The sequence below is a fragment of the Enterobacter sp. K510 genome (assembly GCF_055804875.1).
In genome coordinates, this window is record NZ_JBNRLQ010000005.1 from 216,113 (window position 1) to 230,532 (window position 14,420).

The window sequence follows — 14,420 nt, forward strand, 5'->3', positions numbered from 1 at the left end:
CCCGATAATAGGTTTAGCGGTGTTTTCTTCCCGGCATTCGCGGGTCGTCTTTGTATTCTGCGGTGGCGATCCAGGCGGCGCAGAACAGCGTTAGACGGGCGAAGAAGTAGAAGAACGCCATGATGCCGAGCACCGAACCAAAGGCCGCGCCGGACGGCGACTGCACCATTGACGGCAGGGTGTAGGTCATGATGATTTTAATTACTTCAAAGCCAATGGCGGCGATAAGCGTGCCGCGCATCAGCGCCCGCTTACGCGGTCTGTGGCGCGGCAGTCGCCAGAAGATCCAGAAGAACAGCAGATAGTTGGCGCAAATGGAAATCGCCAGACCAATCAGCCGCCAGGCCGGTTTCAGCCAATCAATGGAATCCAGATAAAGCGCCGAAATGATCATCTCCTGAGCCGCCCCGGCAATGGAGGTGATGGAAAGTGTGATAATCAGCGCCACCAGCAGACCGATCAGCGAGATAAAATCGCGCAGATATTTCACCCAGAACTTTTCATCGTCCTGGGCGTTACGCTCCCAGACGTCGCGCGACTGGGCGCGGATCGCTTCGCGCAGGTTGCCCATCCAGTTAACACCGGAGTAGAGCGCCACCCCCAGCCCCACCAGGCCTACCGTTGTACGCTGTTGCACGGCAATGTTGATGGTATTTTTCAGCGTGGAAGCCAGCGTCGGATCGCTGACGTTGGTGAGGATCTTATTAAAAATATCCTGCAGCAGCGTCGGGTTCGACACCAGCACAAAGCCCGCTGCCGCGAACGACACCATCAGAATGGGGATCATCGACAGGAACGAAAAGTAGGTGATAGCAGCACCAAACTGATTGCCCATGCGGTCATTAAAGCGTTCGGTGGCGCGGATCAGGTGCGCCACCATCGGACGCCGCTGGATTTTCTCCGCGGTCTCCTTCACCGTTTCGATGGCACCGCCGCCCTCACCTTTTTTTTCAGGCTCCGGTTCCGGCTTATCCGTGGTGTCCATTTTTTTTACCGGCTCGTAGTCCAGGTCCTGAGTCGGTCGTTTCTCGCTATTTTCCGCTGTCATCAGAGCTGTGTTCCTTCGTTGTTAGCGTGATGTAACAGAAATTATAGACGGTCATTGGTCAACGTAAGCTTTCATCACGTCAGTCAGCCATTCCATGAACAGATGCACCCGGCGCGACAGGTTGCGGCGATGCGGATAAATCAGCGATACCGGCATCGGCTGCGCGCGATACTGCGGCAGGATTTCCTCCAGTTTGCGGCTGCGCAGCGCCTCCCGCACGCCAATGCGCGGCGCCTGAATAATCCCCAGTCCCGCCAGGCAGGCGGCGTGGTACGTCTCGGTACTGTTGACCGTCAGGATGCCGCCGGTTTTGATCCACTGCGTGGCATTGTCGCGATATACCTCAAAGCCCTGCGGGCGCGTACCGAGGTTAACCGCATAGTGCACCACCGCATGGCCGCTCAGATCCTCCAGGGTTTCCGGGTAGCCAAATCGCGCGAGGTAATCGGGGCTGGCGCAGTTGATCACCGACAGCTTGCCCAGCGGACGGGCAATCAACCCCGAATCTTTCAGCGTGCCGACGCGCACCACGCAGTCGAAGCCTTCGCGGATCACATCCACCAGCCGGTCGCTGCTGCTCAGTTCAATTTCAAGGCCGGGATACTGCTGTACAAAGGTGGGCAGGCGCGGAATGACCAGGTTTTTAGCCACCGCGACCGGCATATCCACGCGCAGTCGTCCGCTGAGGGTGGAAGGATCGTGCAAAAATAAACCATCGAGCTCATCGAGGTTAATAAGTAAATCCTTAGCCCGTTCGTAATAGACCATGCCGTCCTGGGTGAGCTGTACCCGCCGGGTGGTACGATGCAGCAACTGCGTGCCCAGATGGTTCTCCAGCGCCTGTATCTGGCGGGAGATGCTGCCTTTCGGCAGCCCCAGCGACTCCGCCGCACGGGTAAAACTTTCCAGTTCGGCCACCCGAATGAACAGCTGCATTGCGTAAACTTTATCCATCGCCGCGCCCTATTGTTGTTGTAAATGAAACAGTGAAGCGTACCGGGACATCTTTATTGATTTTCTATCACCTAATAAGCTGCTTCTCAATCACCACACCCCCTGAAATGAGGTTTCTTATGACACAACCTATCGCAATAGTGACCGGCGGCAGCCGTGGCCTCGGTAAAAACGCTGCGCTGAAGCTGGCGGCAAAGGGAACAGATTTGATCCTGACGTACCACAGCAATGGGCAAGCTGCCGCGGCAGTGGTCGGGGAAATTGAGCGCGCGGGCGCGAAGGCCGTGGCCTTGCAGTTGGATGTCAGTGATGTCAGCAAGTTCGCCGGATTTGCTGAACAGGTGCGGCAACAGCTGAAAGATGTCTGGCAGCGTGACAACTTCGACTATTTATTAAACAACGCCGGCGTGGGTCTGTACGCCCCTTACGCGGATACCAGCGAAGCGCAGTTTGATGAGATGATGAATATTCATCTGAAAGGGCCGTTTTTCCTGACCCAGCGCCTGCTGCCGCTGATGAAGGACGGCGGTCGCATTCTGAACGTCTCCTCCGGGCTGGCGCGCTTTGCTCTGCCAGGCTCCAGCACTTACGCCGCCATGAAGGGCGCGATGGAAGTGCTGACCCGTTATCAGGCGAAAGAGCTGGGCGCACGCGGTATCACCGCAAACATTATTGCGCCGGGGGCAATTGAAACGGACTTTGGCGGGGGACGGGTGCGGGATGACGCGCAGATGAACCAGTTTGTCGCCTCGCAAACCGCGCTGGGTCGCGTTGGACTACCGGATGATATTGGCGACGCCATCGCCGCGCTGCTCAGCGACGAACTTCGCTGGATGAACGCGCAGCGTATTGAAGTGTCGGGCGGGATGTTTTTGTAAGCAATAAAACAAACGGGGGCAGCGCCCCCGTACGGTTATTCTTTTTGCAGACGTGAAACTTTTATCCGCGGCGGGGTTTGCTGTTTATCCAGCGAACCGGAAATACTGATCAGCTGATCCGGGCTGACTTCTCTTTCTGTAAATACCGCCATGGGAATATAAGCGTCTATCTGGCCGGTTTTATCGCGGAAGGTATAAATATCGTTACCTTTTTTCGCAATCAGGTTACCGCGCAGGGTCACAGAGGCATCGTCGTGCATCTCTGTAACATGGTCGACGGTCATTGAGTGGGCTTCTTCAGCGCCGCGGTAGCCGTCATTGAGCTTGTGCGCCGGTCGCGGCGCTTCATCCGTATTCAGGCCGGGCTTATCGTCGGCAAGCGCCGGAAGGGCAAATAACGCCGCTACCGTGGCGGCTACAATCATTTTTCTCATGCTGACTCCTTAAATTTTGCCTCGCTATCCTGTTAAGCCTGGCATAAGGATCAGCATTATGAAGGGCGAATCGTCTGGATCAGCGGTATTCATGGCGCAGCAAACCGAAAAGCCAGTCATTTTGCCACTGCCCGTTCAGCCAGAACGCTTCGCGCAGTTCACCTTCCAGTATGAACCCCGTTTTTTCCAGTAATCCCTTTGATGACGTATTCCCGGCAGTGACCGTGGCGATAAGCCGACGAATGCCGCCCTGTTGAAAAGCATAGTCGCACACTGCCCGCAGGGATTCGCCGCCAAAGCCTTTACCCTGCGCCTGCGGTACAAACAGGAAGCCCACTTCAGCGCAGTCCGCTTCATGGTGCACGTAACCGGTAACGCCCAGCGGCTGCCCCGTGGCACGCTCAAATACCATCAGACAGAGCCAGTGCGCGCTGCCCGGCGTCCACGGCGGCAGGCGGCTCTCGAATGCCGCGTGGATCTCCTCCTGCGGACGCGGGTCAGAGACGAAACGCATGATCTGCGCATCTTCATACAGCGCGAGGAAAAACGGCCAGTCCGTTGACTGGATCTGTCGGCACCAGAGGCGTTCCGTAGTCAGCTCAAGCATATTTCGCGTCCATATCTGTGCAGCCGTCACTGATATTCCTGTATAACTGGTCTATCGTATAAGTGGCTGGAAAAAAAGAAAAAATAAAGAAAAAACGCCCACAAAATTAACGTCGGCTGGTTGCACTTAAAGGAAAATAAAGATGCGCAATTCAACGTCTGGCATTCGCGAACAGTTTGAACACTGTATCGGCATCATTCGTCAGGCCTCCACCGAAATTTTATCACTGCTTGATATTGATGTGACCGAGGGCAAAGATCCACGCTGGTTTCTGGAACAGCTGGACGCCGCCCGGGCGAATCTTGGCGGCTGGGCGGCGGTGGCTCACCGGCTGCGGCTGAACGATGCGGAACTGTCGCAGTTCACCCTGTTGTTGCGCCATCTGCAGCAGCGGGTGCCGCAGTATGAAAGCGGGCAGGAGGTCAGTGAAAACCAGCTGATCACGGCGCTGCGCTTTATGACCTCCCTTGAACTGCTGCGTGAAAAACAGCCGCAGCTCACCTACAGCACCGAAATCACTGTGCAGGATGAGACGCAGCAACAGCAGCAGGCGCTGGCGCAGTTACGGGCGATTGAGCTGATGATCAAAGCGCTGATCTACGAAGCCTGGCCCGACAGTATCCAGCTCAGTAACCATCTGAAAACGCAGTTCGGCGTCGATCGCGTGCGGCGCTGGCTGAAGCTGGGCGAGCGTAACGACGTGTTAAGCGGCATGTTATTCAGCGAGCTGGCGCTGATGCTGGTGGATAAAAAAGAGTTCACCCAGCGCTACTCGGCGCTGTTTAACGATCCGCATACGCTGATGCTGTTTGCCGAGCCACGCAAAACGCTCCAGGTCTTTCTGGATGACATCCGACAGATCCGCAATACCCTGATCTCCCAGGATTTGCTCTCCCCCGCGCAGCTGCGTTTACTGGACAGCTATTACCCGCAGATCACCAGTTCCGTGCAGAACGCCTTCAGAGAAGGGCGCACCCGTATCAGCCCGGATCTGTTACTGGCGGCAGACGCGGGTGAGCTGCAATCTTTCTGGGAGCGGGCGCGTAAAAAAGCGCGCGCTACCGGCGGTGATATTTTTGAGGTTCGTGACAGCATTGAACGTCCGGGGCAGCGCGCACCGCGCACGCCGGAGCAGCGGGAACAACTGGTATCGGGGGTGCTGTGGGGCGCGGTAGGCGTGATGGTGCTCGGCATCATGGGCGGCGGGCTGTGGTTGTTCAGTGGTGGTGGCAATCCCCCACAAACTGCGCAGGCCGCCCAGACAGAAGTGCAGCAGGAGCAGAGCGAGCCGCTACGCGAAAAACCCTCGTCGCGGGAGAATCTGACCCGTATGGGCATTACCTGGGACGAAAATAATCTGCGTGCGGCCATTAACCGTAACGATTCGCGGGTGGTGCAGCTGTTCTTGCAGGGTGGTATGGACTGGAAGCTGTCGTGGACGGAAGAGGCGATGTCAGCAGGTCACGATGATGTACTGGAACTGCTGCTGCGCTATCGCCTGCAAATGGTAGAACTGAAACCCTGCCGACGCTTTATCAGCACCCTGAGCCATGCCATGGTCACCGGCGAAAAGCTCACCTCAATGCGCAAAGCTTATCTGCGGGCATTCTGTACGACGCCTGCGGTGGTGAAGCGTCAGCAATATGAAATGGATCAGGCGAAGCGCAGAGCTCTGGCAGAGCCGGATGCCCGCACCAAAAAATGGCTGGCGATCCAGACATCGATTTATGAGGTGATTGACTAACCGCTGTATGCCCGGCAGCGCGTTGCTGCCGGGTAGCGATCAGGGTTCGCCGTACAGACCAATCAGACGCCGTACCACGCCGTTCGTCCAGCCAAAGCCGTCCTGCAACGGATATTCACCGCCGCCCCCTTCGCGCGGGGTACCGCCTGCGATATGGTACTTTTCAATCAGCTTATGGTGACGCTGGTAGAACAGATTTACCGTCTCCAGCCAGCTGTGGGCGATCTCATCTCCCAGCGCATCATTACCGTAAAGTTTAAAGCCCTGGATCGCCATCCATTGCAGCGGGGCCCAACCGTTCGGTTTGTCCCACTGCTCGCCGGTCTCATATTCAGTCGCCATCACGCCGCCTGGCGTCAGCAGACGTTCACGCACCGCTACGGCCAGCCGGTCGGCCTGTTCATGCGTTGCCATACCGACATAGAGCGGAACAAGACTGGCGGCGGAAAACAGCGCCATTTCGCCGCGTCGCCAGTCGTAATCGCGGTAACAGCCTTTCTCGTCGTCCCACAGATAGCGGTTGACCGCCGCACGGCGATCGCTCGCCCGCTGGCGGAACATCGCTTCGCCTTCCCGGTCGCCTTTCACGCCGGAAATATTGGCAATGGTGCTTTCCAGTTTGAACAGGAAAGCGTTCAAATCGATAGGGATAAATTGTGTGGTGCGGATACTGGCGAGGCGGTTCGCATCGCGCAGCCAGCGGGAAGAATAATCCCAGCCGGACGCCGCGCCCGCGCGCAGATCGCGGTACACTTCGCTGGCCGGACGCCCGGAATGACGGGCAGTTTCCACGTCCTCCAGCCAGGATTCATCGCGCGGCGTATCACGGTCATCCCAGTAACGGTTGAGCAGCGATCCGTCCGGCATACGCACCGCAGAACGGTACGCCTGGTTTGGCACCAGCGATTCCGCGCCGTCCATCCAGAAGCTGTACTCCATCAGCAGATGTTCCAGATAGCGACGCGCGCCGCGCACGCCGTCTTCCTCAAACAGTTCCACCATCAGCGCAAAGACCGGCGGCTGGGAACGGCTGAGGTAGTAAGTCCGGTTACCGTTCGGGATATGACCGTAACGTTCGATCATCCACGCAAAATTGTCCGCCATGCATTTCAGCAGGTCGTTACGCCCACTCTCGGCGAGGCCGAGCATGGTGAAATAGGAGTCCCAGTAATAGGTTTCGCTAAAGCGGCCGCCCGGCACGATATAGGCCTGCGGCAGCGCCAGCAGCGATGACCACGGGATATGATCCTGCGGCTCGCGGGTCAGTATCGGCCAGAGCTGGTCGATGTGTTCTTTCAGCGAGTTTTTGGGATCGGAGACGTATTCGCTGCCGTACTGTTCCGGCAACCAGAAATGCGCCATGACGAACTTTTGCAGATCAAAATCAGGGCGGCGTTTGATACGGCGATAACGGATCAGAATATCAAGGGGATCCATTTTCGGCGCACAGTCGGGAAAAGTTTTGCTGTCGGCAAACAGTCGGGTGGACTGCACGTGTTCAAACAGTTCCAGATAGCGATCGGCAGGCGTCAGCGCATCGGAGGCGGGGTAGCCTTCGATCATTTCCGGTTCCGGTTCCGCCTCAAGCATTTCCGCAAGCTTGAGCTCGTACGGATCGGTGTCAAAGCTGGTTTTTTCTTCGATCACGAATTCAACGGATTCATCTGGTTTGAGTTTCTGGTTGAACATAGTGATGCTGACCTCCGGATGGCGTCGTAAAAAGATACGGGTGTTGCCCGGCTACTTATAAGCGTAGACAGTCTTTTTACCCGTTGAGTTGCATACTGTGCGGTAGATCACATTTCTTCACGCCTCGTCTGGCGCACGAAAATAATAAATCGCTGTTTGCACTACTGATTTTCCGAATGCACGAACGGCGATTGCCCCCACAATTCAGAGCAATCGCTTTGCAACACGATATGAATGTTTTCCGGCAATTAGCCGATGACATGCCCCATTTTAACAAACAGAACAATCAGCGCCGTCGCCAGCACGACGATCCATGGCGTATAACGAATAAACGGGCGCAAAGGCTTATTTTGTCCTTCTGCCAGACGTCGCAGGGTGGCAGAGAGCATGCCATGCAGACCGGAGAGCACCACCAGCACGACAATTTTAAGGATCAGCCAGAGGGGCAAGCCGCCGCCATGACTGACAATCATCGCCAGCCCGCAGGCCCAGAGGATCAGCATTGCAGGAGACGTCACGCTGCGGCTCCAGCGGCGAACCTGGGCGAGCAGCGAAGTATAGTTGCTGGTATTGCCCGCGCCACAGGCCACGACCACCACCGCCATCATCAATAAACCGCCGAGCCAGACCATCCCTGTAATCAGATGAATGACGTTTAACCACTGGTGAGCCATGTTTAATCCTTAGAAAATAAGCGTGCGTGCGGATAAGCGTACTCTCTAAACGGATTAAAGTTGAGTATGTTCTTATAAAAAAAACCGGCACGATGGCCGGTCTTCAGGGGGCAGTGTTAAACGTCCGTTACAGCGTCTGTAAAAAGGCCAGCAGATCGGCATTCAACTCGTCGGTATGGGTGACGGCAAAACCGTGTGGCGCGTTGTCGTACACCTTCAGTTTAGCGCCGGCGATCATTTCCGCCGCCACTTTACCGGTGCTTTCAAACGGCACCACCTGGTCATTACTACCGTGGATCACCAGCGTCGGCACGTCGATTTTCGCCATATCCGGGCGGAAGTCGGTTTCCGAGAAGGCGGTCACGCAGTCAATGGTGCCTTTCAGCGAGGCCAGCAGCGCAATGTTCAGCGTCTGGGTCAGCACGCCTTCAGAGACGGTCTGCCCGGCGTTGGTGCCGTAGAACGGCGTGGCGAAATCGCTGATGAACTGCGCGCGATCTTTACGCAGACCCTGACGGATACCTTCGAAGACGGACATATCGACGCCCGCCGGATAATCCGCGGTTTTACCGAAGATCGGGGTCACTGCGCCCAGCAGCACCAGACCCGCCACGCGCGAGGTGCCGTAGTTGTTGATGTAGCGCGTCACGTCGCCGCCGCCCATGGAGAAGCCCACCAGCGTCACCTGTTGCAGATCCAGATGGGTGATCAGATCGTTAATGTCTGACGCGAAGGTGTCGTAGTTATAGCCATTCCACGGCTGGTCGGAGCGGCCAAAGCCACGGCGGTCAAAGGCGATAACCCGGTAGCCGTTCTCGGCGAGGAAATTGAGCTGGCTGTCCCACATATCGCCATCCAGCGGCCAGCCGTGGCTGAACAGTACCGGCTTACCCGTGCCCCAGTCTTTGAAATAGATCTGCGTACCATCCTGCGTCTTAAATGTGCTCATGCTTTACCTCGTTGATTAATATGCATTTAACAAGTCGAGCCTTATTCTGGCGCGATAAGATAACGAACTTCCGGAAGATCGGACCCCTGATGGAATCCTAGCACCCGATTCTGAATTTTCTTGTCGTTCATGGTGTAGCGCTCCCGCTGACGCAAATGCTCCATCCAGGATCCGACGACAAAGGTTTCCACGAAAATACCCGGTTGCAGGATGTCTTCGTAAATCGCCCAGTTCAGCGCGCCGCCGCGTCGCCTGACGCGACGCATATCCTGCATACACACCACAAAATCATGGGCGCTTTGCGGGCTGACCAGGTAGTGATAGCTCACCATGACCGGGCCGCGATCGTGGCGGATCTCAAGCTCCGGCGCGGCTTCGTTAATGGCGCTCAGATCGAGATTCAGATCCGGATCCTGATCCAGCCGCCAGCGCAGCACGGTGGCGCTGGCCAGCAACATGCCCGCCGTCGCCACACAGAGGGAAAACGGAATGCTGAACTGCGAGGCGAGCTGTCCCCAGAGGGCGCTGCCTGCGGTCATCGAACCGAAGAACACCGTCAGGTAGACCGCCAGCGCGCGGGCTTTCACCCATTTGGCGGCGCTGCGTTGCGCCCCCAGATTGAGCGTCGACAGCACGGCAATCCACGCGAAGCCGGTAAAGAATTCAAAGGCGTTCAGCAGCCAGAAGTGGCGGACAAAGGCCAGCGCCAGCATCGTCACGGCAAACATCATGCTCGCCAGCACCATCAGCCGATCCGGGTTGAAGCGTTTGCGCATGCGTGGCAGCAGCAGCGCGCCGCATACCGCGCCCACGCCGATGCAGCCGAGCATAATGCCGTAGCCGCCCGGCCCCAGCCCCAGTTCCCGACGCGCCACCAGCGGCAGTAATGCCCAGCCCGCGCTGCCGAAAACAAAGAAGGCGACGGTGCGCACTAATACGTTACGCAGCACCGGCGCGGCATGCACATAGCGCACCCCCGCCCGTACCGCCGGGAAGAAGTGCTCCGGCGGCAGACGCTGCACATTCGGCTGCGCCTTCCACACATACAGTACCCAGAAGACGCCGAGCACCGACAGGGCGTTCAGCAGGAACACCATCCACGGCCCCGCAAAGGAGAGCACCAGGCCGCCGAGCGCCGGGCCGATGGCGCGGCTGATATTGATCCCCAGCGAATTGAGCGCAATCGCTGGCCCCAGCTCCGCTTTACTTACCAGATCCGGCACTATGGCCTGGAACGGCGGCGAGCTCATGGCCGCCCCGGTACTGAGCAGGAAGGCGGCGATCAGCAGGACGCCCGGCGTGACCATATCCGCCCATGACATAAACGTCAGGCCTGCGGCGGCGATAAACACCCAGATTTGCGAGAACAGCAGGTATTTACGCCGATCGACGATATCCGCCATCACCCCTGATGGCAGGGCAAAGAGGAACATCGGCAGGCTGCTGGCGGCCTGCACCATGGCGACGGAGAGCGGATCGGCGCTCAGCGTCAGCATGGTCCAGTTAATACCGACATCGTTCATCCATGAGCCGACGTTGGAAACCACCGTGGCGATCCACAGCATGCGGAACACCCGCTGGCGCAGCGGCTGCCACGGGGAAACCGCCACCGTGACCGGTGGCAGATCCGCTTTCGCGATATCGTGAATGTCGTTAACCTGCGCCACGGGACACCTCCGCTACGCCGCCCGAGCCGATACGCCAGCGCCCCGGCCCGGTCAGCGCCAGGGTGCCGAAAATGATCAGCAGCAGCCAGCCGAACTGCCCTTCGGCAATCGACCAGTCTGCATGCACCGCCACCATGGCGACCAGCAGCACGCCGATAATCGGCAGGCACGCAAGTCGGGTGAAGACGCCTGCAATGATAAACAGCGGGCAGATCACCTCGGCAACAATCGCCGGGATCAGGCTCATGTACGGCCCCATGCCGAAGGGATCTTCGATACGGGTCAGTTCCTCGCTGAAGTGAAAAATCTTCGGTAAGCCATGGACATACAACAGTAGCAGGCTGCCCGCCACGCGCAGGAACAATAGCCCCATATCAATACGGGGCGGATTAACGTTCAGTGAATTTTTCATGGCATCAGAACGCAAAGCAGCTGCAACCGAGCGCGCCCCAGAAGGCGTTATTTTCGGCAACCGGTACGTTTGAACCCCGCGCAATATCATGGGAGTGACTGTGTACGCCGCACGGCCCGCTGCACTGGTGCGGCATCTGCTGCATTCCGACGCGGGTTTGGGCGTTCGGCGGCGCGCTGCGGTAGTGGCCAGGGACGTTCACCACCGGCGACCATTCCGGCAGAACCGGGATAGACGGCGGCGCTTCTGCACTGAAGGATCCGGCGGCATAGACAATATTGCCATCAACAATGGTCAGCACGGATTCAATGCCTTTGATCTCTTCTTCCGGCACGGCGAAATAGTCTTTGCTCAGCACCACCATATCCGCCAGCTGTCCGATTTTAATCTGGCCTTTTTTGCCCTGCTCGCTGGAGAACCAGGCGCTGCCCTGCGTCCACAGCATCAATGCCGTTTCACGATCCAGACGGGCGTTAACGTCATACATCTGCATGCCGCCGACGGTGCGGCCGGAAACCAGCCAGTAGAGCGCGGTCCACGGGTTATAGCTGGCGACGCGGGTGGCGTCGGTACCCAGACCGACCGGCACGCCGGTTTCCAGCATACGGGCGACCGGCGGGGTGTGGCGGGTGGCTTCGATGCCGTAGCGTTCGGCAAAGTATTCGCCCTGGAACGCCATGCGGTGCTGCACGGCGATGCCGCCGCCCAGTTCTTTAATACGGTCGATATTACGCTGGGTCACGGTTTCCGCGTGGTCAAAGAACCAGTGCAGGCCGTTGAACGGAATGTCGCGGTTCACTTTCTCAAACACGTCCAGCATACGGCTGATGGACTCATCGTAAGTGGCGTGCAGGCGGAACGGCCAGCGATGCTCCACCAGATGGCGCACCACGCGCTCCAGCTCGTCTTCCATGCCCGGTGCCAGATCCGGGCGCGGCTCGAGGAAATCTTCAAAGTCGGCGGCGGAGAAGACCAGCATTTCACCCGCCCCGTTATGACGGAAATAGTCGCTGCCCTGGCCCGGCGTCAGCATGTCGGTCCATTTTTCGAAGTCTTCCAGCTCATGTCCGGGACGCTGGGTAAAGAGGTTATAGGCGATACGAATGGTCATCTGCTTCTTCTCATGCAGCTCGGCGATGACTTCGTAATCTTCCGGGTAGTTCTGGAAACCGCCGCCCGCGTCAATGGCGCTGGTCAGGCCGAGGCGATTCAGCTCGCGCATAAACTGGCGGGTGGAGTTCACCTGCTGCTCCAGCGGCAGTTTCGGCCCTTTCGCCAGGGTGGCGTAGAGGATCATGGCGTTCGGACGGGCAATCAGCATCCCGGTCGGGTTGCCGTTGCTGTCGCGCTGGATCTCGCCGCCCGGCGGGTTCGGGGTATCTTTGGTGTAACCCACCACTTTCAGCGCGGCGCGGTTGAGCAGGGCGCGATCGTAAAGGTGCAGCACAAACACCGGTGTGTCCGGCGCGGCCTCGTTGATTTCATCCAGCGTCGGCATCCGGCGTTCGGCGAACTGGAATTCGCTCCAGCCGCCCACCACGCGCACCCACTGCGGGTTTGGCGTGCGCAGGGCCTGCTCTTTCAGCATCCGCAGCGCGTCCGCCACCGACGGCACGCCTTCCCAGCGCAGTTCGAGGTTGTAGTTCAGGCCGCCGCGGATCAGGTGCAGGTGCGAATCGTTAAGGCCCGGAATGGCGGTGTGACCTTTCAGGTCGATCACTTTGGTGGCCTCGCAGTGATACTGCATCACCTCATTAAGCGTACCGGCTTCAATAAACTTGCCATCGCGAATGGCGACCGCTTCCGCCAGCGGATTCTCGCGATCGACAGTATGAAACTTACCATTCGTCAGAATGATGTCGGCTTTACCGAGGGTAACCATAGAACCTCCAGAATGAAGATGTCCGTAAAAAAGGTATGTGAACCGTGGACAATAAAATGCCTGAGCAGTAGCGCAGGGGGAGAATGGCGGGATTATGGTCAGGCGGGATAAAAAGCGTCTAGTTATACGAAGGTATAGTTATACGCAGAGACAATAGGCGGGAAATCAAAAGGTTCTTACACTGCGCCCCGACAGAGACACTTAACAATTAACCTCAATGGGCGACATCATGAACAACAGCAAACTTGAATTACTGACCCCGCATAACTGCCAGATGATCTTTATCGACCACCAGCCGCAGATGGCATTTGGTGTGCAGTCCATCGATCGTCAGGTACTGAAGAACAACACCGTGGCGCTGGCAAAAGCGGCGAAAGTGTTCAACATTCCCACCATCATCACCACCGTGGAAACAGAAAGCTTCTCCGGCAACACCTATCCGGAACTGCTGGACGTGTTCCCGGGTCAGGACATCCTTGAGCGTACTTCCATGAACTCCTGGGATGACCAGAAAGTGCGTGACGCGCTGGCGAAAAACGGCAAGAAAAAGGTTGTGGTAGCAGGTCTGTGGACTGAAGTGTGCAACAACAGCTTCTCTCTGTGCGCCATTCTGGAAGGCGACTACGAAATTTATATGGTGTCGGATGCCTCTGGCGGTACCTCCAAAGAAGCCCACGACATGGCGATGCAGCGCATGATCCAGGTGGGCGTGATCCCGGTAACCTGGCAGCAAGTGATGCTGGAATGGCAGCGTGACTGGGCGCGTAAAGAGACTTACACCCCGGTGATGGATATTGTGCGTGAGCACTCCGGCGCTTACGGCATGGGCGTGGACTACGCCTACACCATGGTGCACAAAGCGCCGTCACGTCAGGAAAGCGAGCATCGCACCCTGGTACCGGTACCGGCTCCGGTTCGCTAATCACTGCCGCTGGCCGTCACCGGGTGTGGCGGCCAGCGCCTTTTTACAAGGAGGACCTGTGAGTCCTTTATTGATTTCTCTGGCGGCAGGTCTGCTTATCGGGCTGATTTACGCGCTGATGAACGTCCGATCCCCTGCGCCGCCCGCGGTGGCGCTGGTGGGCTTGCTGGGAATGATCCTCGGCGGTCAACTGGCCGCGCCCTTTATGCATCCTGAGCCTGTCGCCCGTACTTCCGACGCAAAACCTGCCGCTTCTTTCCACTCCTCCCCCGTAACGTCCAGCGCTAAACAGGCGGGTTAACCATGCTGAAATCCTATATTGTTTCGCTGTTAATGGGTATTCTCGCCGGGGTAATTTATACCCTGATCGAAGTGAATTCGCCCGCCCCGCCAGTGATCGCCCTGCTTGGGCTGTTTGGCATGCTGGTTGGCGAGCAGGTCATTCCGTTATGCAAAAGGTTAATCAGCCGCCAGCCGGTGACTCTGGCCTGGTTCCGTCATGAGTGCGTCCCTAAAATAAGTGGTACGCCACCGCCTTCGGGTGAGAAACGCCCTTAGAA

Annotated in this window: 15 protein-coding genes; 5 read left to right on the forward strand and 10 right to left on the reverse strand. The window is 57.7% G+C overall.

Annotated features, from left to right (window positions below):
• Positions 1-13 precede the first annotated feature (13 nt).
• Positions 14-1,048 carry an inner membrane protein YhjD gene (gene yhjD, locus ACQUTD_RS10765; RefSeq protein ID WP_318373443.1) on the reverse strand — a complete coding sequence of 345 codons (1,035 nt, stop codon included), beginning with the start codon at positions 1,046-1,048 and terminating at the stop codon, positions 14-16.
• 51 nt (positions 1,049-1,099) lie between these two features.
• A complete protein-coding gene (locus ACQUTD_RS10770) occupies positions 1,100-2,002 on the reverse strand; it encodes a LysR substrate-binding domain-containing protein (protein ID WP_473275196.1) in 903 nt (300 codons plus the stop codon).
• A gap of 119 nt (positions 2,003-2,121) precedes the next feature.
• Between ACQUTD_RS10770 and ACQUTD_RS10775 the strand changes: the two genes are divergently transcribed.
• Positions 2,122-2,880: an SDR family oxidoreductase gene (locus ACQUTD_RS10775; RefSeq protein ID WP_473275193.1), complete on the forward strand. Its 759-nt coding sequence runs from the start codon at positions 2,122-2,124 to the stop codon at positions 2,878-2,880.
• Between the two features lie 35 nt (positions 2,881-2,915).
• On the opposite strand, the gene ACQUTD_RS10780 is transcribed toward ACQUTD_RS10775, so the two are convergent.
• A complete protein-coding gene (locus tag ACQUTD_RS10780; RefSeq protein ID WP_072571121.1) occupies positions 2,916-3,314 on the reverse strand; it encodes a YgiW/YdeI family stress tolerance OB fold protein in 399 nt (132 codons plus the stop codon).
• 79 nt (positions 3,315-3,393) lie between these two features.
• Positions 3,394-3,921 carry a GNAT family N-acetyltransferase gene (locus tag ACQUTD_RS10785; protein ID WP_473275191.1) on the reverse strand — a complete coding sequence of 176 codons (528 nt, stop codon included), beginning with the start codon at positions 3,919-3,921 and terminating at the stop codon, positions 3,394-3,396.
• 142 nt (positions 3,922-4,063) lie between these two features.
• Between ACQUTD_RS10785 and ACQUTD_RS10790 the strand changes: the two genes are divergently transcribed.
• The gene (locus tag ACQUTD_RS10790) at positions 4,064-5,665 is read left to right on the forward strand and encodes an STY4199 family HEPN domain-containing protein (RefSeq protein WP_473275189.1); all 1,602 of its coding nucleotides are present in this window, start codon (positions 4,064-4,066) and stop codon (positions 5,663-5,665) included.
• Positions 5,666-5,704: 39 nt separating this feature from the next.
• On the opposite strand, the gene ACQUTD_RS10795 is transcribed toward ACQUTD_RS10790, so the two are convergent.
• The 6 genes from ACQUTD_RS10795 to ACQUTD_RS10820 all read right to left on the reverse strand — a co-directional run bounded on the left by ACQUTD_RS10795 (position 5,705) and on the right by ACQUTD_RS10820 (position 12,938).
• On the reverse strand, positions 5,705-7,354 hold the full coding sequence (locus ACQUTD_RS10795; RefSeq protein ID WP_072571124.1) for an alpha,alpha-trehalase: 1,650 nt from the start codon (positions 7,352-7,354) through the stop codon (positions 5,705-5,707).
• A gap of 248 nt (positions 7,355-7,602) precedes the next feature.
• Positions 7,603-8,028: a CopD family protein gene (locus ACQUTD_RS10800; RefSeq protein WP_318377198.1), complete on the reverse strand. Its 426-nt coding sequence runs from the start codon at positions 8,026-8,028 to the stop codon at positions 7,603-7,605.
• Positions 8,029-8,155: 127 nt separating this feature from the next.
• Positions 8,156-8,977, reverse strand: a complete 822-nt coding sequence (locus ACQUTD_RS10805; protein ID WP_318362599.1) for an alpha/beta fold hydrolase — start codon at positions 8,975-8,977, stop codon at positions 8,156-8,158.
• Positions 8,978-9,018: 41 nt separating this feature from the next.
• Positions 9,019-10,644 (reverse strand): MFS transporter, encoded by a 1,626-nt coding sequence (locus ACQUTD_RS10810; protein WP_473275186.1) that lies wholly within the window; start codon positions 10,642-10,644, stop codon positions 9,019-9,021.
• On the reverse strand, positions 10,631-11,056 hold the full coding sequence (locus tag ACQUTD_RS10815; protein WP_473275183.1) for a DoxX family membrane protein: 426 nt from the start codon (positions 11,054-11,056) through the stop codon (positions 10,631-10,633). Before ACQUTD_RS10815 ends, ACQUTD_RS10810 begins: the two co-directional genes overlap by 14 nt.
• Before the next feature lie 4 nt (positions 11,057-11,060).
• The gene (locus tag ACQUTD_RS10820) at positions 11,061-12,938 is read right to left on the reverse strand and encodes an amidohydrolase family protein (protein ID WP_473275181.1); all 1,878 of its coding nucleotides are present in this window, start codon (positions 12,936-12,938) and stop codon (positions 11,061-11,063) included.
• A gap of 229 nt (positions 12,939-13,167) precedes the next feature.
• Between ACQUTD_RS10820 and ACQUTD_RS10825 the strand changes: the two genes are divergently transcribed.
• Genes ACQUTD_RS10825 through ACQUTD_RS10835 form a run of 3 tightly spaced genes read left to right on the forward strand, consistent with a single transcriptional unit; the run spans position 13,168 to position 14,418 of the window.
• Entirely contained in the window at positions 13,168-13,860 is a 693-nt protein-coding gene (locus tag ACQUTD_RS10825) for an isochorismatase family protein (RefSeq protein WP_473275177.1), read from the forward strand.
• A 58-nt stretch (positions 13,861-13,918) separates the two neighbouring features.
• Entirely contained in the window at positions 13,919-14,161 is a 243-nt protein-coding gene (locus ACQUTD_RS10830; protein WP_473275175.1) for a DUF1427 family protein, read from the forward strand.
• Between the two features lie 2 nt (positions 14,162-14,163).
• Positions 14,164-14,418, forward strand: a complete 255-nt coding sequence (locus ACQUTD_RS10835) for a DUF1427 family protein (RefSeq protein ID WP_473275173.1) — start codon at positions 14,164-14,166, stop codon at positions 14,416-14,418.
• Positions 14,419-14,420 lie beyond the last annotated feature (2 nt).

Bases quoted from the DNA above. Each gene is read 5' to 3' on its own strand.
- yhjD (WP_318373443.1), bottom strand. From the start codon at position 1,048: ATGACAGCGGAAAATAGCGAGAAACGACCGACTCAGGACCTGGACTAC.
- ACQUTD_RS10805 (WP_318362599.1), bottom strand. From the start codon at position 8,977: ATGAGCACATTTAAGACGCAGGATGGTACGCAGATCTATTTCAAAGAC.
- ACQUTD_RS10780 (WP_072571121.1), bottom strand. From the start codon at position 3,314: ATGAGAAAAATGATTGTAGCCGCCACGGTAGCGGCGTTATTTGCCCTT.
- ACQUTD_RS10835 (WP_473275173.1), top strand. From the start codon at position 14,164: ATGCTGAAATCCTATATTGTTTCGCTGTTAATGGGTATTCTCGCCGGG.
- ACQUTD_RS10815 (WP_473275183.1), bottom strand. From the start codon at position 11,056: ATGAAAAATTCACTGAACGTTAATCCGCCCCGTATTGATATGGGGCTA.
- ACQUTD_RS10820 (WP_473275181.1), bottom strand. From the start codon at position 12,938: ATGGTTACCCTCGGTAAAGCCGACATCATTCTGACGAATGGTAAGTTT.
- ACQUTD_RS10775 (WP_473275193.1), top strand. From the start codon at position 2,122: ATGACACAACCTATCGCAATAGTGACCGGCGGCAGCCGTGGCCTCGGT.
- ACQUTD_RS10785 (WP_473275191.1), bottom strand. From the start codon at position 3,921: ATGCTTGAGCTGACTACGGAACGCCTCTGGTGCCGACAGATCCAGTCA.
- ACQUTD_RS10825 (WP_473275177.1), top strand. From the start codon at position 13,168: ATGAACAACAGCAAACTTGAATTACTGACCCCGCATAACTGCCAGATG.
- ACQUTD_RS10795 (WP_072571124.1), bottom strand. From the start codon at position 7,354: ATGTTCAACCAGAAACTCAAACCAGATGAATCCGTTGAATTCGTGATC.
- ACQUTD_RS10770 (WP_473275196.1), bottom strand. From the start codon at position 2,002: ATGGATAAAGTTTACGCAATGCAGCTGTTCATTCGGGTGGCCGAACTG.
- ACQUTD_RS10800 (WP_318377198.1), bottom strand. From the start codon at position 8,028: ATGGCTCACCAGTGGTTAAACGTCATTCATCTGATTACAGGGATGGTC.
- ACQUTD_RS10790 (WP_473275189.1), top strand. From the start codon at position 4,064: ATGCGCAATTCAACGTCTGGCATTCGCGAACAGTTTGAACACTGTATC.